This is a genomic window from Listeria sp. ILCC792, assembly GCF_900186135.1.
GTDB lineage: Bacteria > Bacillota > Bacilli > Lactobacillales > Listeriaceae > Listeria > Listeria goaensis.
Map to the genome: position 1 here is coordinate 137,513 of NZ_FYBO01000002.1, position 20,546 is coordinate 158,058.

Here is a 20,546-nt window from a genome sequence, read left to right on the forward strand (position 1 = left end):
CTTATGCCATTAAAACTTTTACAAATCTATATTTTGAAAACGCTTTATATAAATTATACAATACTACGGAAAATAAGGATACAATTACAATAAATTAATATGTATTATTTGTACTTTTTCTGAAAAATATTGCTATAAAAACTTTCAGCCTTCGTTACAAAAAACGAAGGCTGGAAGTTTTTTCATTCTATAATCTCTTTAAATTTCACACGTTTATTAATAAAATACATAATCGGAATGCCAATTCCCATCACTGTCAGTTCGCCAATTGCGCACGTTAACCATGTGAAGAAAAATGGTAATCCAAACGCTAGATGTAGTTCAAAGGCGATGATGAACATTGTGAAGGAAAAGACGAGCGTGTTTACAATCATGCGCCAAATCGTTCCCTTTACGTATTTCATGATGCCGAACATCAAGAGCATCGTTATGACAGATTGCCCTACGCCAAAGACTAAATCATACCAGCCAAGTGGCGAATATAAATTTGTGATGAGCACGCCAAGCGCGATTCCCCAAAAATATTTTTTACTGAATACAATTAGATGGTTGAACAATTCTGGCACCCTGAACTGGATGGCGCCAAACGCTATCGGCTGAATTAAAAAGCCCACAATAACGTACAGTGCAGCCACGATGGCGTTAGCCGTGATTAATTTTATTTTCATTGTTTTCGCTCCCTAGTTTTTTTACGTAGGATGGTTTCGAACTACGTGTTTATCAAACTATATCATTATAGCTTAGTTCATTCGTAAAGGAAAGACTTATTTTTTTCAAAAAAAGAAGATTTTTCTCTTGCATTTTCTGAAAATGGGTTTATAATCAATATAGACTTTAAATATCCATGATGGATATCGGATATCCCTAAAGTACTTTTGAACAAAATCGAGGTGAACATGATGAAACTCACAAAGGGTCTGGAGCAGGCCGTTTGCATTATTACACTCTTGTCAACGCAGGATAACCGGGCACCGCTCGCATCGGACGCGATTAGCGAACGTCTACTTGTCTCTCCTTCTTACTTAAAAAAAATCATGCGTAAACTAGTTGTGAAAAACATTATCAGGTCCGTTCCTGGAAATAACGGTGGTTTCTTTTTGGCAAGAAGTCCCGAGCAAATCAGTTTATTCGAGATTGTTGAAGCTGTTGAGGGCGAGACAAATTCGTACCCCAATAGCGGGTTGATTAAAACTGTGTTTGGTGACATCCGAAAAGAAGCAGCAGAAAAAGGCGAGACGATTTTAACACATGCGTTTAGCGCAGCGGATCAAGTGTGGAAAGACGCGCTTAAAAAGCAAACTGTGGCCGACTTACTTTTAGAAACACTTGGACGTGACAAACTTCCATATACGAACTGGAATGAAATTAACCCCGAATTACATTTTTAAGATTGGTGATGATAGTAGTGTTTAAAAACGAATGGAAACGACTGTTTAATAATAAAATTTTACTTATTTCTTCCATCGTTATTTTGTTTATTCCGATTTTATACGGCGCATTTTTCTTAAAATCCGTTTGGGATCCATACGGTAAAACTGGCGATTTGCCTGTTGCCGTTGTGAATCACGACGCGCCTGTAAATTATGAAGGAAAAACGCTTGAGGTCGGCGATGAACTCGTAAGTAACTTAAAGAAAAATAATGACTTAGATTGGAATTTCGTAAGTGCAAGCGAAGCAGAAAAAGGACTAGATAATGGAAAATACTACATGATTGTCACGATTCCTAAAGACTTCTCCAAAAATGCTTCCACTATCCTAGATGATAATCCAAAAAAAATGGATTTAACGTATAAAATTAACCCTTCACAAAACTACATCGGTGAAGTCGTCACGCAACAAGGCGCAAATCAACTCAAAAATGAAGTTGCAACAAGCGTCACTAAAGAATATGCCAAAAGTGTTTTTGCCAAAATTAAAGAAGTTGGCGCAGGCATGACAGAAGCAGCGGACGGCGCGCAAAAACTAAATGACGGCGCTAGTAAGCTTTCTGACGGCAACAAAACGATTACGGAAAACTTAAACAAACTCGCAAAAAGCACGCTTACGTTTAAAAACGGGGCGGAGAGCGCAAATGACGGGGCAGCAAAACTACAAGACGGCGCTGACCAAATTAATGTCGCTGTTGGGCAAGCAATTGGTGGCGCTGGTAAACTGACAGACGGCGCGAACAAAATCGCAAATGGCGCAAATGATTTAAATAGCGGACAAAGTACCTTCAGTGGCAAATTGAATCAATATACAAATGGCGTAAGCCAGTCGGCTGATGGAACCGCACAACTGTATCCGGCGATGAGCCAACTAAACGGCGGCTTAGGTCAGCTACAAGGACAACTTCCTGCATTATCAGGCGGCGTTAACCAATTAGCTAGCGGCCAAAAAGACTTAAATAGTGGCATCAGCCAATTGGTATCAGGACTTGACCAAGCCGCACAAAATGTAGAAGCAAGCATTAAAGAAGGCAACTCTACAGAAACACAAAATAACATTAAAGCATTAGAAACAGGCGTGGCCGAGCTCGAAGCTGGCATCGCACAACTGAATGCAAATGTTAATGCGACCGGAACTGGCGACAACAATGCACTCTCCAAACAATTAACCACACTGAAATCCGGCCTCGAAACATTAAAACTAAGCAACACATCTTCCTACGATTCCGCCATCGATCAAGGTGTCAACCAAGCCATTCAACAAGCCGGAATCGATCCCAACTCAGAAGAAGCGCGCACAATTATCGCAGCGGCTAAGCAAGGCGCGAAAGCAGGCGCTAGTAGCGTAAATACCGCGCAAAATCAAGAAATCGACAAAGCCCTAACACAAATCACGAATTCACTTCCATCTATGAAAGCATTATCCGAAGGCATCGCAGAGCTAAACGGCGGAGCACCAAAAGTAACAGCAGGCGTCAACACGCTTACTACCTCCACACAAAACTCGCTTGCCAAAATGCAAACTCTTGCTGATGGATTAAATCAATTAAAAGCAGGTGCAGTGAAAGCGGAAAGCGGCAGCACACAACTTGTTAGCGGTACAAGTCAGTTACAAGCAAAAGTACCAACCCTTTCAAACGGCGTAAACAAGTTGTCAGATGGGTCACAGCAAATCACAACGGGGCTTGGCAGTCTAAACGGTGGGCTCCAAACTTTATCCCGCAACAACGGAGCATTAAACGGCGCTAGTGCGCAATTAGCAGCTGGTTCTGCCACCCTTTCAAACGGTGCGAACGCACTAAGCGGCGGACTCAATCAACTTTCCGCACAGCTACCAACACTTCACGCTGGAACAAATGCACTCTCAAACGGCCTTACCTCGCTAAGTGGCGGCATCGCACAGCTTTCTAGTGGGGCCGGTCAAATTAGTGACGGGTCACAGCAACTGGCAGACGGCTCAGAAACACTTGGCACCGGTTTAAACCAAGTTGGTGATGGTTCAAAAGAGCTTTCCGAAAAACTCGGTGACGGCGCAGAGCAAGTGAACGACACGAAGGCAACCGACAAAACATTCAACATGTTCGCAACCCCAACAAAACTTTCTGAGGAAAAAATTAGCGAAGTTCCAAACTACGGCCATGGTTTAGCGCCATACGTCTTGTCACTTGGGCTTTATGTGGGCGCATTAGTATTTAACTTCATCTTCCCAATCCGTCGCCCTTCGATGACGCCAACAAGCGGTCTATCGTGGTGGTTTAGCAAATTCTCGATTGGCTTTGTTGCTGCGGTTTTACAAGCTATTATTTTAGATGTCATTATGCTCATGCTCGGCCTTGGGGTCGAAAATCTCGCCCAGTTCATCACGATTTCTATTCTTACTTCACTCACATACATGTTCCTCGTGATGTTCCTTGCAATGAGTTTCGGAAATCCAGGTCGCTTCATTGCGATGGTACTACTCGTCTTGCAACTCGGTGGTGCTGGCGGTACATTCCCAATGCCACTCACCAACTCATTCTTTAACTTTATTCACCCGTTCCTTCCAATGTCCTACTCCGTTTACGGATTTAGACAAGCCATTTCTGCTGGGTTAGGAAATACGGTATTTGTGCATAGCGCCATTATCCTCTTCGTCATCTTCATCGCGTTCAACCTCCTACTAATTGGCACGATGTATTTAAGAAAAAACAAACGATTTAAAACAGACAGCCAAAGTTTAATTGAACAAGAAGCGTAAGTTAAAAACCCACAGGATCTTATAAAAAATCCTGTGGGTTTTGCTATTATTCCTTTTTGAAATAACCTTCAAACCTGAAAGATTCGTTCAAATAATTCAGCATCCGCCGCTTTCATTTCGTTAGCAATGATATTTTGCCTAAAAATAGTAATGGTGCATGGAATAACAGTGATATAACAATACTTCGCAAAAAAACAGAGGCAAACCAGCCTCTGTTTTCAATGTGTAAAACCATACGTCTTCTTGTCGCCCTTATCATGATACAAAATTCGCGCCTCGTTTAGCTCTGCGATTGCATCATTAAAATCCACCACAAGTTCTTCTGCCATGTTGAAACCTAAATCCGCCCGGCAAACATAACGCTGGATTACCGTGTCATTCATCGCGCTTGGTAGCGGATACGCCGGAACTTGCCAACCTTTCATCAGTAACCGGTCCGCCAGATCATATAGCGTCCACGATACGTCTGCATCGTCCTTTAGCTTATAGCAGACAATTGGGATATTTTCACCATCGTTATAAATTTCAAATAAACCCGTTTTGCTTATCTCTTTTGATAAAAAGAGCGCTACCTTTTTGGTTCGTTCATGGATTTCCCGATAGCCGCTAAACCCAAACCGCAAGAAATTGTAATATTGCCCAATGATTTGACTCGCGCTCCGCGAAAAATTAATCGCCATTGTAGGCATTTTGCCGCCTAGATAGCTCACTTCAAACACCAACTCTTTCGGCAAATATTCCTTGCTGCGCCAAGCAATCCATCCCACGCCCGGATAAACAAGACCATATTTATGTCCCGATGTATTAATCGACACAACATTGGGCAAACGAAAATCCCATTCCAATTCCGGGTCAACAAACGGCGTAAACATCGCCCCACTCGCCCCGTCTACGTGAATTACGAGCTCATGCTCATGTGTTTTATTATACACACTCACAATACGATCCAGCTCCCGAATGTCATCAAACTTCCCTGTATACGTAATCCCCAAAATCCCAACAATACCAATCGTATATTCGTCCACATAGTCCAAAACCTTTTCTGTATCGATGCTTAAATGAGCTGCGTCCATCGGCACTTCCCGCATTTCAATATCCCAGTACACACAAAATTTTTCCCAGCAAACCTGATAACCTGACGAAATCACCAAATTTGGTTTTTGGCGCATCACATCAAGCCCGCGTTTCAAAGCCAAATTGCGCCATCTGAATTTCATCGCCATTCCACCAAGCATGCAGGCCTCACTAGACCCCACCGTCGAAGTTCCCATATACGTTTCACTACGCGGCGCATTCCAAAGGTCCGCCAAAATGTTCACACAGCGGTTTTCAATTTCCGCGGTTTGCGGATATTCCGACTTATCAATCGCATTCTTCTCTAGCGTTTCCGCCATCAAGCGCTCTGCTTCGGGCTCCATATACGTTTGGCAAAACGTCGCCAAATTTTGTCTAGCATTTCCTTCATCAATCAGTTGATCTTTCACGAGCTGATAAGCAATCCGCGGCTCCATGCCATCTTCAGCCATTTTGTATTTCGAAATCGTTTTTCCCTCTTCCTCCGAACCAAAAATCGGCACTTCATAACGCCGTTCCTTCTTATCTTTCTCACCATATAACATAAAGGCGTACCTCCTTTTCTTATCTGTTTACAGGTACCCTGAAATCAAAGAAAAAAACCACCTGCCAAGTGCAGATGGTTTTGAAATGTTATTTCGATTTTTTATAGTTGCCTTTGCTTCCGCCACCAGAGCGTTCGCTGTTTGGACGACGGTCACGGCTGCCGCTGCTGGAACCACGACGACCTTTTCCGCTGTTGTTACGATCACGGTAGCCGCCTTTTCCACCTCCACGGTAGTTTCCGCCTTTACCTTTTCCGCCGCCACCTTTTCCACCATAACGTGATGGAAGAGGACGCTCTTCAGTAATATGAACCGGCGTTTGATCTGGTTCTTTCGCAAGCATTTTCAGCATAGCTGCTGCGATGTCTGTTGCATCATATTTTTCAAGTAACTCACTAGCTACAGCTTTATAATCTGCAAGGTTTTCTTCTGTCACGATTTCAGTGATTTTCTCAGTCGCCACGCGAAGTTGACCTGCAAATGCTTCATCCCAAGTTGGTGGCTTAAGAGGTTGCATGCGTTTTTTCGTTGTTTGTTCAACCGTACGAAGGTAACCCATTTCACGCGGTTGAACGAAAGTAATTGCCATACCTTCTTTACCAGCACGACCAGTACGTCCAATACGGTGAACATAACTTTCAGGGTCTTGCGGGATATCATAGTTATAAACGTGTGTCACACCAGAAATATCGAGTCCACGCGCAGCAACATCTGTCGCTACTAAAACGTCGATTTTTCCTTCTTTAAACTTACGCAAGACACTCATACGTTTCGCTTGTGTTAAATCACCGTGAATACCTTCTGCAACATATCCGCGCATGTCTAGCGCTCTTGAAAGCTCGTCTACGCGGCGTTTCGTACGTCCGAAAACAATCGCAAGTTCAGGGGACTGTACGTCAAGAAGACGACTTAAAACATCAAATTTTTCTTTTTCATGAACTTTAATAAAGAACTGTTCAATTAAAAGAGCTGTCATTTCTTTTGCTTTAATGCGAACCATTTCTGGCTCATGCATAAAGCGTTCACCTATACGACGAATTGGGTCAGGCATTGTGGCAGAGAATAATAGCGTTTGGCGTTCGCTTGGTACTTCTTTCAAAATCGACTCAATATCGTCGATGAAGCCCATGTTAAGCATTTCGTCCGCTTCGTCAAGCACAAGCGTTTGTACGTTATCAAGCTTCAAAGTGCGACGGTTAATATGGTCTAAAATCCGACCAGGTGTACCGACAACAATTTGAGGTTTCTTTTTAAGCGATCGAATTTGACGACTGATGTCCGAGCCACCATAAACGGCAAGAACACGTACATGTTTGTCATAGCTTAATTTGTATAGCTCCTCCGAAACTTGAATCGCTAATTCACGCGTTGGCGCAATGATAAGCGCTTGAACGTCACCATTTTTTTGGTCAATTTTTTGGATCATCGGCAGACCAAATGCCGCTGTTTTCCCTGTACCAGTTTGCGCTTGTCCAATTAAATCTTTTCCTGCTAACCCAATTGGAATGGTTTTTTCTTGAATTGGCGTCGCCTCTTCAAACCCCATACGCTCTACTGATTTCACAATTTTTTCGTCCAGACCGAACTCTGAAAACTTTGTCAATGTCATTTCTCCTTTACCTAATTAAAGTTTGGTAGGAGAGCTTTATTTTCTCATCTACATGTTTCCAAACGAATATTTTAATGAAAATAAACGTTCTAAGTTTCATTTTATGGCATAAAAAAATTGATTTCATCATCAATGCCACTCTGCACCTTCCAAAAATGTTAGTAAAAATAACAAATTCGATGCACATAAATAAAAAAAGCCCTCATAATTATCACTAGGCCGTAAATTTTAACCTAATAAACTTCCATCTTACATTTTAACACGTATTTTTGTTATTTTCAATGTGAAAGGAATATTTCTACCCCAATTTCGCGAATAAAAATATAGAAAGCGCTTTAAACATACGGAAATGAAACTTTTGCCAAATCTTCAGTTTGATTGTGCGTAATCCATTTTGTTTTGCTTCCTCCATAAAATGAGGATTTGCCTTTAGACAAACCCTCTTGAAATTATCCTTTTTTTAAAAAACTTAATAACGCTTCAAATAATTGCTCGCTTTCACTGTCCTGACAAATGAAATGGCCAGATTCATTTAGTAGCAGCAACTCTTTTTCCGATTGAATCGTATCCATTAGAAACTGCATGCTTGATTCAGCGGGAATCATTTCGTCTTTTGCACCTTGGGCGATAAATGTCGGCACCTCAATGTGTTCAAAAACAGGTTTGGCGTGTGTCACCATTTTCGCAAGTTGCATTTTAGATTGATTTGGCACATCCGTAAGCCGTTTAAAATAGCGACTTAGCATGGAATCTGGTTTATTTGCCTTTTCGGAAACAAAATCGGGCCAGTCTAAATAGTTGGCGGACGTGCTCAGCAAACCGAGTTTTTTCACTTCGGGATGATGTCTTGTCAGCCAGCCCGCTAGAAGGCCGCCAGAGCCAAAGCCGATGATATACACTTCTTCGTCCTCTTTGAGCAATTGCGTCAAGATACTTTCAATGAAAACATGCCAATCTAGGAACGTCGCATTTTTTAAAAAATGAGCTCGGTTTTGACCTGGGAAAGTGGGCGTTAAAACATCCCAATCGGTGTTTTTCTTCAAAAAATCGCTTAACGGCTTGATTTCATCGGGTGTACCAGTATAGCTATGGATACACAAACTTGCTACCATTCTTGTCAACTCCTGTTTTGTAGTTACCGCATATTACCCTATCATAAGTTTTTCTACGATATCTTTCAAGCCCATTCCGTAAGAACCTTTGACCAGTAGCCACTCACTCCCGTCGAGATTTTCGAGAACGGCTTCCTGAAGCGCTTCTTTTGTTTTAAAATAATGGATTTTTTCTTGACCAATTTGTTTGGCGGCCGCTTCGCAAAAAGCAGACATCGCGTCACCGTAAGCAAAAACCGCATCAATACTTCCTTGTAAAATGGCGCCTGATTCGCGGTGGAAACGTTCCGAGTCATCGCCAAGTTCCAGCATATCCGCCACTAAAATCTTTTTCGGCTTGCCTTCAGAATCCATGTGCATAAACGTATTCAAAACCGCATTTAACGCCGTCGGGCTCGAATTGTATGCATCGTTTAAAATTTTCGTTCCATTTGGTGCCTCAAGCCATTCCAGGCGACTTTTTGAACGCTCCATCGTGCTAAGCGCCGCCTTAACTTCCTCACTCGAAATGGCAAGCGTTTTAGCCGCCAAGATAACGGCCATCGTATTAAACACATTATGCTCCCCAATGATGGGTACAAAAATCGGCGTATCAGAAGCAAAATTAGTTGTAAACGAAGTGCCGTCTGGCTTTGTATCAATTGTGAGCGGATAAATTGTCGCCGTTTTTTCGCGCCCAAAGGTTGCCGTCTTAAACGCCTCAGCAGCATCAAGGTATTTATCTATTAACACCTCTTCATTCGGGTAAATGAGCATCCCATTTTCCTTCAAACCAACAGTAATCTCTAATTTTGCTTTGGCAATTTCATCGCGTGAACCTAAATATTCAATGTGCGCCTCCCCGATGTTCGTAATGATCGCCACATCTGGTTGCGCGATTAAGGAAAGCTTTTCAATTTCATGGCGATGGTTCATGCCCATTTCCAAAATCGCCACTTCGGTTTCTTCCGGTATCGTTAAAATTGTATAAGGCAGTCCTATATGGTTATTGAAATTCCCTTTCGTCGCATGTACGCGGTATTTCGAGCTAAAAATCGCATTCGCAATATCTTTCGTCGTCGTTTTCCCGTTGCTGCCTGTAATCGCAAGAACAGTCGGTTTTACTTCCGTCAAATAAGCTTTCGCTAACTCTTGTAAAGCTAAAAGCGTATCGTCCACAATCATAATCGGGAAATCCGTTGGCGGGTGTGGCACATCTTTCTGCCAAAAGGCCGCAGCAGCACCAAGTTCAATCGCCTGTTTAACAAACGTATGCCCATCACGCGTATCGCCAACAAAAGGAATAAACAAGTCCCCCTTTTTAATCTGTCTTGTATCAAAGCAAATGCCGGTAATAAGCGTGTCGTCAAACGCCGCATCGTTTTCAACAGCAATCAGCTTTGCAATTTGTCCAATCGTTTTTTTCATTTCAAATCGCTTCTCCTATAAAAAAGCAGTTTGCAAGAAAGTCAAACTGCTTTGCCTATTTTAATCCTCTAAACTATGTTTTAATTTATTCTTCACGCCGTAACGCTCCAGCGCCAGTTCCACGAGCTGCTCAATCAACTTATCGTATGGCAAACCGCTCGCCTGCCACAATAACGGGTACATGCTAACCGGCGTAAATCCTGGCATCGTATTTACTTCGTTTAAATAAATTTCCTGATTGTCTGTCACGAAAAAGTCAGCGCGCACAAGACCACTTCCGTCAATCCCTAAGAAGGCTTGAACCGCATAGCTCTTAAGCTTTGCAAGCACATCCTCCGACACTTCAGCCGGAATGACAAGCGTCGTATCATTATCTTGATATTTTGCTTTATAATCGTAAAAACTCGAATCAGCACCTTTTGGTAAAATCTCGCCAGGTACGGAGCATACAGGCATATCGTTCCCGAGCACCGCGATTTCGATTTCGCGTGCCACAACACCTTGTTCCACAACAACACGACGATCGTATAAAAACGCCTCTTCCATTGCGGCAACAAGTTCTTGTCTGTTCGTCGCCTTACTAATTCCCACGCTCGAACCTAAATTTGCTGGTTTAACAAACATTGGGTAGACAAGTGCTTCTTCCATGTCAGTGACCATTTCTTCTTTGTAGTCGCGCCAATCAATTTGCCTAACAGCGACCGCTGGAAGTTGCGGAATGCCACCGTCTGCAAAGACTTTCTTCATAACAATTTTGTCCATCGCAGAAGCCGATGCTAGAACGCCGTTGCCAACGTAAGGAACATTTAAGACTTCAAGCAAGCCTTGAACCGTACCGTCCTCCCCGTTTGGCCCATGCAAAAGTGGGAATACAACGAGATTTTCTGTTTCATCTGAAATCGCCGCCGGACTAACCGCATATCCCGTTGAAACTTCGCCTTCTTTTCCAGCAAGCTCGCATGCATCTGCTGGCGCAAACCGCAATTGTTCACTAAAAGTAAGTTTATCTGTAATTTCTGGACCGTTAATCCATTTGCCGTCATTTGTTATGTATATCGGGATCGCTTCAAATTTATTTAAATCGAGTGCATTAATGACCGAAAAAGCCGTCCGAATCGACACTTCATGCTCAGCTGATTTCCCGCCGTACAACAATATTAATTTTGTTTTCAAAATAACCCCTCCGAAACTTGAATTTCTGTAGTCTATTTTACCATGTTTTAGACAGATTAAAAGGAATTTCTTTTAAAATCCAAACAAAGAAAGAAGCAATGGCTTCTTTCTTTGTTTGGATTTATACGCCAGAGGTTAATTTGAGTCCGATAACTCCGGCGATAATCATCGTAATAAAAAGCAATTTTAGTGTGCTTTTGCGTTCTTTGAAGAGAATCATTCCGGCTAGCACACTTCCAACTGCGCCGATTCCAGTCCAAATGGCGTAGCCTGTTCCAATTGGGATTGTTTTTAACGATAAGGAAAGCAGAAAAAAGCTAGCTGCCATAAATAGGATTGTTAAAATCGAGTATTTTACATTTTTAAAGCCATTAGAGAACTTCATTGTAATAACAAAGGCCATTTCACAAACTCCAGCGATAAACAAAAAAAGCCACTCCATCCTAGCTCTCCTCCTTCCCGTCAACTAATTTTAAGCCAATAATGCCCGAAATGAGCACGAGCAGCGAAATAATTTTCCATAACCCCGCTGTTTCGTTTAAAAAGAGCATCCCGATAAGCGCCGTACCCGCAGCACCGATTCCGGTAAAAACAGCATACGCCGTCCCAATTGGAATCTCTTTCATTGATTTCGCAAACAATTCAAAGCTAATAATAAGAAAAATAATTGTGATTGAACTCCATCCTGACACTGTAAAGCCATGTGATTCTTTAAGACCAAATGCCCAAACAATTTCCGAAAGTCCTGCTAAAATTAGGTAAAACCACGCCAATTTATTGTCCTCCTTCTGCTATTAGTAAACATAACGTATCAAATGCTGATGCACGTCTTTTTTCAAATTCGACTAGGTCATATAATCCATGTTCCACGCTTAAACCGTCAATTAGGCAATAAAACATATGAATCCATCTTTCTTTCGCTTTTCCCGTCATGTTCAGTTCGTTTAAAAAGGTGCCGATGACTTCAAAACTGAACGTTTCATAACTTGCGGTTTCTTGATTCAAGTTTACTTTCAAGCTCGCCGGTGGAAAATAAACGGATCTTTGGAAGAATTTTTTCACTTCTGGGTATGTTTCAAAATCCGTTACCTCATAAAATATGGCTTTAAAATATTCTTCAAGTGACTCATAGTCCTCTTTGTTTCGCTCTTTAAAGCTACTCATACCAATTTGAATGACTTCCCGATAAATTGCCATGTAAAGCGCTTCTTTTGATTCAAAATGGGCATAAATAGATGGCGTTTTAATTCCTGCTTCTTTCGCAATTTCAGAAAGTGCTGTTCCGTCATACCCTTTTTCGGCAAATAAATGAAGTGCCGCATGCATTAATTTTTCCTTTGACATTAGAAAACCTCCTTAACTAACGTTCGTTAGTTTTATAATAACAAAAAATAGATTGAAAGTAAAGTTCAATCTATTTTTCAAGACAAGTCCATTCATTTTTCTTTAAATCATATACTAAATGCGCAACCGTTTGCGCATAGGAAAGTTCCTCGCCGCCAGTATGTAACAATTCCATCATGTCCTCATCAAGTCCGAAGCCAATTGGAATGCGTACTTGTGACCTTGTTTTTTCCGCCATAGAAAAGGCAATGCAAGCCCCTTCTTTAAAGTAATCTGCAAAACGTTTCAGCAAATCAATCGGTGGATTAGGAACATATTTGCGTTTATTTAATGTTAAAAACGTTTTTTCATTTAAAATTAAAGCCGTTTTTTTCGAAATAACTGCGCTTAGAACCGCGTAAAAGTGGTTCATATTTCGGTAATACGTCTTATTATAACGGCCATCTTTTTTAGTCAAATAAACGAAATTGTTTTGTAATTTATAATAAAATGGCGAACGCAAATGTCTTCCCGTATGCGCCAAATAAAGCATTTCTGCTACTTCTTGTGGTGAAAGTTGGTTGACTAAATCAATATCTTCAAAATCAATCCAGCAAAGTTCGCCAAATTTTTGCCCCTGACTATTTTGCAACTGTTGTAAGTCGTGCGATTCTAGATAATCAAAAGCAGTATGTGCATTGTAGGAAGAATCTTTTATATGATGTTTAATTAGCAAAATATTGTCAGGCGGAAACGTTACCCCTTGCATGAAATCACAAAAAGTAATGCCACTCGTGACGACGTTGTTAATGACATTGTCCATATGTATATAAATAGATTTTTGATTAAATGTTTCTTTTTTCATCAACTATTCCTCATTCTATACTTTTTTCGGATAACCGCCGTATAAAACTATAATACACCATTTTTAGCCAATTTGTATAACAATACAACCAAATCTACATCACTATATCATTACAAACCCTTTAAAAAGCCATTTCGCTTGTAAAACTTTAAAAAATCTTAAAAAAAAGCTTTTCAAACCTAAGCGGATTAAAAAGCCATTCTTTCAATTTTCCTTAACGCAGTTCTAATTTTACATTAGGCATTTGTTTCACTTTTAAAGCTTTCCAAATATCGTTACGCGATTTCGTTTTTTCAACGATAATACCTTTTTGTTCTAAATCTCGAATGATTTTATTAAGTTCTGTATGGCTCTCTCTCATATAAGACCACTCCGTTCCCAAAAATAAGTTTTCATTCACATCTTTCTCTCTTTATTCTCACTTTACCATAAATGTAAACATAAAAATAGCCCTATTTTGTATTTTCACGTAAAATAAATCACCATTTTTTAAAGAAAGCGATTAAAAAACGAATTTTATATGGAAATCTATTCTAATCATTAAGCTTTTTTGACAAAAAAAAGATTGGTGCTTGCACCAATCTTTTATAGAACCTTATCAAGAAAACTAATCGTACGTTCATGTTGCGGTGAGTCGAAAATGGCTTCTGGCTTTCCTTCTTCTACAATGTAACCACCGTCCATGAAGATTACCCGGTCGCCGACTTCACGTGCGAAGCCCATTTCGTGTGTGACTACGAGCATGGTCATACCTTCTTTTGCCAAATCTTTCATTACATTTAGCACTTCCCCGACCATTTCTGGGTCAAGGGCTGAAGTGGGCTCATCAAACAGCATGATGTCGGGATTCATGGCAAGTGCTCGCGCAATCGCCACACGTTGTTTTTGTCCACCTGATAGTTGACTTGGATAGCTTGTTTCTTTGTCAGATAGGCCAACACGGTTGAGTAAGTCACGCCCTAACGTTTCCGCTTCACTTTTCGTTTTCTTTTTCAATTCGACGGGGGCGAATGTAATATTTTCTAGCACGGTTTTATGTGGGAATAAATTGAAGTGTTGAAAAACCATGCCGATGTTTTCGCGCACTTTATTAATGTCGGTTTGTTTGTCGGTTAAATCAAAATCATCCACGACAATTTTACCGCTGTTGATTTCTTCTAATTGATTCATGCAACGTAAAAAAGTGCTTTTTCCAGAACCAGAAGGACCAATCACACACACAACTTCGCCTTCTGCTACTTCAAGGTCAATTCCTTTTAGTACTTCGTTATTTCCGAAACTCTTTTTTAAAGCTGTTATTTTTAATTTCGTCATTTTGAAAGTCTCCTTTCAAGCACATTAGAGAGTTTAGTGAGTAGCGTGATGACGATGAGGTACATGATCGCGACAACTAACCAAATTCCCGATGTTTCAAATGTGCGGGCAATAATGATTTTACCTGATTGTGTCAGTTCAACAATTCCGATGACGCTCATGATAGATGTATCTTTCAATGTGATTACGAATTGATTGATGAAGCTTGGAACCATGACGCGCACCGCTTGCGGTAAAATGATTTTCATCATCGATTTTCCGTACGGGATACCTAGCGAGCGTGCTGCTTCCATTTGTCCTTTATCGACAGCTAAAATACCACCGCGAATAATTTCCGTAATATATGCTCCGGCGTTCAAGCTGAGTGTCAACACGGCCGCCAAGTTCGGATCCATTTTAAAGCCAAATGCTTGTGGAATTCCGAAGTAGATGAAGAATGCGAGTACGATAAGCGGAATGCCTCGGAAAATATCTACGTAAACTGTTGCAATACCTCGTAAGAATTTACTGCGACTTACTTTCAAGAAACCGAAGAGGAGTCCTAGTAGTGCAGCAAAAAACAGCGAAATAAAGGTTAATTTAATCGTATTCCAAAGCCCTAGAAGTAACGCTGGCATGCTCGCCATGAGCGTGTCCCAAAACGAATCTTTCTCAACATCAGAGCCGATGTATTTATCTAAAATCTCATCGTATGTTCCGTCTGCACGAATGTTTGTTAAACCTTGGTTAAATTTCGCGAGCAATTCGGGGTTTTGACCTTTTTTTACGGCAAATCCGTACTGAGCGCCGCTTTCCTTTTCAGTTACGATTTTTAGACCGTTACCCACTTTGACACCGTAGGCAAGTACGGGGTAGTCATCAAACGCAGCGGCTGAATTGCCGGTTTTAACGTCCTCGTACATACTTGCGGAATCATCAAATGGTACTAGCGTGTAGCCATATTTGTCTTTATTTTTTTCTGCAAAAGCATAGCCTTCCGTACCTGTTTTAACGGCTACTTTTTGTCCTTTTAAGTCTTTGTACGATTGGATGTCGTCATTGTCTTTTTTTATTGCCATGACTACACCGGAATCGAAATATGGGTCTGAGAAATCAAACTTCTGTTTGCGTTCGTCTGTGATACTCATACCAGCAATAACGCCGTCTACTTGATTTCCTTCAAGCGCTTGAACGGCTGCATTGAAGCCCATTGGTTTAACTGTATATGTAAAACCTTGGTCTTTCGCGACTGCTTTTAGGATATCCATATCAATCCCAATCAGTTCACCTTTTTTATTTTGGAATTCAAACGGCGCGAAAGTTTCGTCCGTTGCAATCTCATAATCGACATCCGCAGCATGCGCTGGTGTTAAAAAACCACTGAACACGAATGCAAATACGAATAGAATAGGTAACAAAAATTTAATTCGTTTCATTATATCCTCCCTTGTGTAACAAATGACTGTTGGAAGCTTTAGACTAAGTTGAAAAACTTTTCACTTTTAGAATTTTACCATAAGGGAACGTTATTGACCATAATTATTTGTGATAAGTTTTTGTATATCACAATTCTATGTTAGGTTTTAAAATCTCTTTATATGGGGGTAAAATGAGATAAATAAACTTATTCTACTAAAGAACATAAAAAAATTGCACCTCACATAATGTGGTGCAATTTTTAAAAATGACTACACTTCAGCGACAACTTCAATTTCGACAAGCGCATCTACTGGAAGTGCTGCTACTTGAAAAGCACTTCTGGCAGGGAAAACTCCTGTAAAATAAGTCGCATAAATTTCATTTACTTTTTGAAAATCTTGTAAGTCTTTTAGAAACACGGTAACTTTTACGGCTTTATCTAGGTTTGATCCTGCTTCTTCTAGTACATTTGCAAGGTTTTGAAAAACTTGTTTCGTCTGACTCACAATGTCTTCTCGCAAATTTCCCGTTGATGGATCTATGCCAATTTGGCCCGAGGTAAAAATGAAACCATTTGTTTTTACAGCGTGCGAATAAGGACCAATTGCTTTAGGTGCTTTTTCACTATGCACTTTTTCTTTCATAAGCTCTCCCCCATTTTTTGTATTTCCACCATCTTAATCGAATTAAAATTATTTTTCAATAGATTCACTTAAACAGTTGATAGTAGCAACTGTTTTTCAAGCTGCAATTGATAGAGCTTGCGCCCAATTTGATGTTCTTCCGCAAGAAGCTGTTCGTGGCAAGTTACGATACAATGCTTGATTTGCTCTTCCAAATTTTGCAAGCTTCGATCGCGTAATTCGTTAATTACCTTCTTCAGCTCATTTATTTCGGTAAGTTCTTTCATTTCGGTACTTAATTGCACATCATAATCATTCGGATTTTTTAGAAGTAAAATAATTCTTTCTTGTTCCGCTCTGATGTGCAGTAAAGCTTTTTCAAGTTGCTCTTCTTTGTCTTGCAATTTAGCTATTTTTTCTCTATGCACAAAATCCAACCTCCTATGTTCTTCATTCACTCTTTTAGTCTATCACGAAAGCTAAAGAAAATCTGTGACATTTTCATGAACGTTCACATTGAAGATGTGCGAAATATACGCATTTTAAGTAAAAAAGTAGCAATCTGGTTCTGCGCCCCCGATTGCTACGAAAAGATTATTTGCTTATTTTGTTTGCTATAAGCTTAACAACTTCCATTAAAATAACAGAAAGAAGTGCTAAACCTGCTGCTACAACCCATTCACTCCAGCCGAAGCTCTCCGGAATAGAGAAAATTTCACGCGCACCCGGTAACACCGTAACGATGTAGAGGACAAAGCACGTTAAAACCGCTAATAATACATATTTATTGCTGAAAAATCCCGCCCCGAAAGCCGTCTGTGTATTTGAACGTGCTGCAAACGTTTGAAGCGTCCTTGCTAAAATTAAAGTTGTAAAAGCCATGGCAACACTCATTTCAGGACTATCTCCCAGCCCAATAAATTGCGAAATGATAACAGCCACCCCAATTAATGTCCCTCTTGTAACAACCGCACGCATAGTCCCACCTGCAAAAATGCCTTCATCAATGTTACGCGGCTTCCGTTTCATCACATCTGGCTCAGGTTTTTCCATTCCAAGCGCAATCGCTGGAAGTGAGTCATTGACCAAATTGATAAACAAGAGCTGTAGCGCGGTAAAAGGATTAATCCAGTCTACAATAAGCGCAAATAAAATGGCAATAATCGCGCCTAGATTCCCTGCAAACAAGTAGCCAATAGCTTTTTTAATATTGTCAAAAACAGTTCGCCCAACGCTTACCGCATCTACAATAGAGACAAAATTGTCATCGGTTAAAATCATCGCAGAAGCATCTTTTGCGACATCCGTTCCGCTTCCCATCGCCACACCAATATCCGCTTGTTTAAGTGCCGGCGCATCATTCACCCCGTCGCCAGTCATCGCGGTAATTTTGTTTTTCTTCTGCCAAGCTTTCACAATGCGGATTTTATTTTCCGGCGAAACGCGCGCATAAACCGCAATATGTTCCAGCTTTCCTACCAATTCTTGCTCACTCATAGCATCGAGTTCTTGCCCGGTAACTGCAAAATCCGTTTCGTCCATTAAACCGATGTCACGCCCAATGGCTTGGGCAGTTGTTTTATGGTCACCAGTTATCATGACCGTGCGGATGCCTGCTTTTTTCGCTTCCTCAATCGAGCCATAAACCGCTTCACGTGGTGGATCAATCATCGCCGTTAAGCCGACTAACACGATGTCATACTCATCTTCAAGCGAAATGTCCACTTGTTCAGGCGCTAAACGCTTGTAGCCGTACGCTAGAACGCGTAAAGCTTGATTGGAAAATTCCTCATTAACATTTTGCAACTCCGTTAAAATTTCGTCCGTGATTTCAACTTCCTCGCCGTCTTTAAACACGTATTTTGCACGGCTAAACATCACATCCGGGCCACCTTTTGTAAGCATCGCTTTATGGTCGCCAAACGTGTGCACTGTTGACATTAATTTTCGGTCCGAATCAAACGGAATTTCTCCTTCGCGAATAAAGGCTTCGCGGATTTCATTGTAATTTTTATTTTTCTTATTGCTGAACGCAATTAAAGCGACTTCTGTCGGATCACCTAATTCCATGCCCTCTTCGTTAATATTTGAGTCATTACATAGAACGGCGATGTGAATAAGACGGCGCTCCCCTTCCGTCCAGTTTTCAGGCGAGTCAGGAAAGTTCTCTTTTGTGCCATCAGGTAAATAATAATCGACGACCGTCATTTTATTTTGCGTAAGCGTACCCGTTTTATCCGTACAAATCACACTGGTCGAACCTAGCGTCTCAACAGCAGGCAGCTTCCGAATAATCGCATGTTGCTTTGCCATTTTGTTCGTCCCAACCGCAAGCACAATCGTGACAATCGATGAAAGCGCCTCTGGAATGGCAGCAACTGCCACCGCTACCGCAAACATGAAGGCATTTAAAATCGCTTGCGTTAAATCGACGCCATCGCTTCCGCCAAAAAAGACGCGTGAAGCTTCTACAGCGAAGATCAGAATACAAAGCGCTAAAATCGCAAAACCTAGTTTTTTACTAAAACTTTCTAATTTTTGTTGAAGTGGTGTTTGTTTCGCTTCGGCCGTTTCTAGTAAACCGGCAATTTTTCCGATTTCGGTTTGCCCAGCTGTTCCTGTCACGACAAACAAACCACGTCCATATGTAACGAGTGAGCCGCTGAAAACCATATTAATACGGTCTCCTAAGCCGACTTCTTCCTCGATGACAGCAACTGCTTTTTCAACGGTTTCTGATTCGCCCGTCAGCATGCCTTCATCGACTTTTAGCGTTCCGCTTTCAAGCAATCTGCCATCTGCCGGAACAAAATCCCCTGCATCTAGTAACACGATGTCGCCTGGGACCAATTCATTTGCGTGAATCGTCTGTTTTTCACCATCGCGAATAACTTTTGCTGAGGGGGCAGACATTTCACGCAGCGCATCAAGCGAGCTTTCCGCTTTTCTAGTTTGTACAACACTAATAATAGAATTGACAATTAAAACGACAAAAATAATGACAGATTCCATAATTTCGCCCAAAACAAGTTGGACTAATGCCGCCGCAACTAGCACGATGACCATCGGATCCTTAAACGTTTCTAAAAAAAGTTTCCAAAGTGGATCTTTTTCCTTCTGTTTCAATTCATTTTGCCCATATTTGGCTTGGCGTTCCAAAACGGAAGAATTTGTTAAGCCTTTGTCTGTTGCGTCTAGTGCTTTTAATGTTGCTTCCGTTGTTTCTCGGTAAAATTCCACAGGTAAAAACAGCTCCTTCCAAAATAACAATACCTTTTAAGTATAACAGGACGACACGTAAACTTTATTACGATTTACAAAATCTTAACATTATTTACCCAAAATGTTTGGGTTTAAAGCATACAAGAAATGAAGAGGCGTGACAAAATGCGAAAGCAAGCGACTCACTACGAACTAGTCAAGCGGCACCGCATTTGATACACTAAAAGAGGAGGTGCGCTATGAAAATTTTAGAAAAAATAAACCGTTATGTACCTATTTTTCTGCAAGCCATGCTGAATTTATGTCTAATTTTCGTTGGCTTAACGCTCGTCGCGTTTCTGATTAGCGAAGCATGGCTCATTTTCACCAATCTTTTTTCATCCCATTCAAGTTCTGCTTATTACGAAATAATGGAAGATGTTTTAGTTTTCTTCCTCTATTTTGAATTCATCGCGCTAATTATTAAATATTTTCAAACGGGCTACCATTTTCCACTGCGTTATTTTATTTACATTGGTATTACGGCGATTGTCCGCCTCATTATCGTTGATCACTCAGACGCTTTCGCGACGTTTATTTTAGCAGGTGCCATTTTGCTACTTGTTGGGGCGCTTTATCTCGCCAATACAAAATTATTAAAACGCGAATAAAACACTCATGTTTTGAACTAGGCGCCTAACTGGCAAAGCGTATACGTTAGGCGCCATTTAATTTAT

Annotated in this window: 19 protein-coding genes and 1 riboswitch; of the genes, 3 read left to right on the forward strand and 16 right to left on the reverse strand. The window is 40.9% G+C overall.

What is annotated here, in order from left to right:
• Nucleotides 1-182: 182 nt before the first annotated feature.
• Nucleotides 183-668, reverse strand: a complete 486-nt coding sequence (locus tag CFS60_RS03320; protein WP_088809198.1) for a QueT transporter family protein — start codon at nucleotides 666-668, stop codon at nucleotides 183-185.
• Between the two features lie 6 nt (nucleotides 669-674).
• A riboswitch (PreQ1 riboswitch) is annotated at nucleotides 675-719 on the reverse strand.
• Nucleotides 720-899: 180 nt separating this feature from the next.
• On the opposite strand from CFS60_RS03320, the gene CFS60_RS03325 reads away from it, so the two are divergent.
• Nucleotides 900-1,388 (forward strand): Rrf2 family transcriptional regulator, encoded by a 489-nt coding sequence (locus tag CFS60_RS03325; RefSeq protein ID WP_088809199.1) that lies wholly within the window; start codon nucleotides 900-902, stop codon nucleotides 1,386-1,388.
• A gap of 8 nt (nucleotides 1,389-1,396) precedes the next feature.
• On the forward strand, nucleotides 1,397-4,165 hold the full coding sequence (locus tag CFS60_RS03330) for a YhgE/Pip family protein (protein WP_369823175.1): 2,769 nt from the start codon (nucleotides 1,397-1,399) through the stop codon (nucleotides 4,163-4,165).
• Nucleotides 4,166-4,383: 218 nt separating this feature from the next.
• Here the strand turns inward: CFS60_RS03330 and CFS60_RS03335 are convergent, their stop codons facing one another.
• The 15 genes from CFS60_RS03335 to CFS60_RS03405 all read right to left on the reverse strand — a co-directional run bounded on the left by CFS60_RS03335 (nucleotide 4,384) and on the right by CFS60_RS03405 (nucleotide 19,848).
• Entirely contained in the window at nucleotides 4,384-5,784 is a 1,401-nt protein-coding gene (locus CFS60_RS03335) for a glutamate decarboxylase (protein WP_088815355.1), read from the reverse strand.
• A gap of 88 nt (nucleotides 5,785-5,872) precedes the next feature.
• Nucleotides 5,873-7,387, reverse strand: a complete 1,515-nt coding sequence (locus CFS60_RS03340) for a DEAD/DEAH box helicase (protein ID WP_088809202.1) — start codon at nucleotides 7,385-7,387, stop codon at nucleotides 5,873-5,875.
• A 455-nt stretch (nucleotides 7,388-7,842) separates the two neighbouring features.
• Nucleotides 7,843-8,505, reverse strand: coding sequence for a carboxylesterase (locus CFS60_RS03345; protein ID WP_088809203.1), 663 nt, complete (start codon nucleotides 8,503-8,505; stop codon nucleotides 7,843-7,845).
• A gap of 33 nt (nucleotides 8,506-8,538) precedes the next feature.
• Nucleotides 8,539-9,912 (reverse strand): UDP-N-acetylmuramoyl-tripeptide--D-alanyl-D-alanine ligase, encoded by a 1,374-nt coding sequence (gene murF / locus CFS60_RS03350; RefSeq protein ID WP_088838828.1) that lies wholly within the window; start codon nucleotides 9,910-9,912, stop codon nucleotides 8,539-8,541.
• Nucleotides 9,913-9,972: 60 nt separating this feature from the next.
• On the reverse strand, nucleotides 9,973-11,085 hold the full coding sequence (locus tag CFS60_RS03355) for a D-alanine--D-alanine ligase (RefSeq protein WP_088815358.1): 1,113 nt from the start codon (nucleotides 11,083-11,085) through the stop codon (nucleotides 9,973-9,975).
• 121 nt (nucleotides 11,086-11,206) lie between these two features.
• Nucleotides 11,207-11,527: a multidrug efflux SMR transporter gene (locus tag CFS60_RS03360; RefSeq protein ID WP_088809206.1), complete on the reverse strand. Its 321-nt coding sequence runs from the start codon at nucleotides 11,525-11,527 to the stop codon at nucleotides 11,207-11,209.
• Nucleotide 11,528: 1 nt separating this feature from the next.
• Nucleotides 11,529-11,858 carry a multidrug efflux SMR transporter gene (locus CFS60_RS03365; protein ID WP_088809207.1) on the reverse strand — a complete coding sequence of 110 codons (330 nt, stop codon included), beginning with the start codon at nucleotides 11,856-11,858 and terminating at the stop codon, nucleotides 11,529-11,531.
• 1 nt (nucleotide 11,859) lies between these two features.
• The gene (locus CFS60_RS03370) at nucleotides 11,860-12,429 is read right to left on the reverse strand and encodes a TetR/AcrR family transcriptional regulator (protein ID WP_088825552.1); all 570 of its coding nucleotides are present in this window, start codon (nucleotides 12,427-12,429) and stop codon (nucleotides 11,860-11,862) included.
• Nucleotides 12,430-12,499: 70 nt separating this feature from the next.
• Nucleotides 12,500-13,273 (reverse strand): hypothetical protein, encoded by a 774-nt coding sequence (locus CFS60_RS03375; protein WP_088815360.1) that lies wholly within the window; start codon nucleotides 13,271-13,273, stop codon nucleotides 12,500-12,502.
• 214 nt (nucleotides 13,274-13,487) lie between these two features.
• Entirely contained in the window at nucleotides 13,488-13,634 is a 147-nt protein-coding gene (locus CFS60_RS03380; RefSeq protein WP_088838898.1) for an Lmo0850 family protein, read from the reverse strand.
• Between the two features lie 224 nt (nucleotides 13,635-13,858).
• Nucleotides 13,859-14,587, reverse strand: coding sequence for an amino acid ABC transporter ATP-binding protein (locus tag CFS60_RS03385; protein ID WP_088809210.1), 729 nt, complete (start codon nucleotides 14,585-14,587; stop codon nucleotides 13,859-13,861).
• Nucleotides 14,584-16,002: an amino acid ABC transporter substrate-binding protein/permease gene (locus CFS60_RS03390; RefSeq protein WP_088815361.1), complete on the reverse strand. Its 1,419-nt coding sequence runs from the start codon at nucleotides 16,000-16,002 to the stop codon at nucleotides 14,584-14,586. Before CFS60_RS03390 ends, CFS60_RS03385 begins: the two co-directional genes overlap by 4 nt.
• A 252-nt stretch (nucleotides 16,003-16,254) precedes the next feature.
• The gene (locus tag CFS60_RS03395) at nucleotides 16,255-16,629 is read right to left on the reverse strand and encodes a RidA family protein (RefSeq protein ID WP_088838829.1); all 375 of its coding nucleotides are present in this window, start codon (nucleotides 16,627-16,629) and stop codon (nucleotides 16,255-16,257) included.
• Nucleotides 16,630-16,697: 68 nt separating this feature from the next.
• The gene (locus tag CFS60_RS03400) at nucleotides 16,698-17,036 is read right to left on the reverse strand and encodes a hypothetical protein (protein WP_088809213.1); all 339 of its coding nucleotides are present in this window, start codon (nucleotides 17,034-17,036) and stop codon (nucleotides 16,698-16,700) included.
• 166 nt (nucleotides 17,037-17,202) lie between these two features.
• Nucleotides 17,203-19,848: a cation-translocating P-type ATPase gene (locus CFS60_RS03405; RefSeq protein ID WP_088838830.1), complete on the reverse strand. Its 2,646-nt coding sequence runs from the start codon at nucleotides 19,846-19,848 to the stop codon at nucleotides 17,203-17,205.
• 221 nt (nucleotides 19,849-20,069) lie between these two features.
• Between CFS60_RS03405 and psiE the strand changes: the two genes are divergently transcribed.
• Nucleotides 20,070-20,480 (forward strand): phosphate-starvation-inducible protein PsiE, encoded by a 411-nt coding sequence (psiE, locus tag CFS60_RS03410; protein ID WP_088809214.1) that lies wholly within the window; start codon nucleotides 20,070-20,072, stop codon nucleotides 20,478-20,480.
• Nucleotides 20,481-20,546 lie beyond the last annotated feature (66 nt).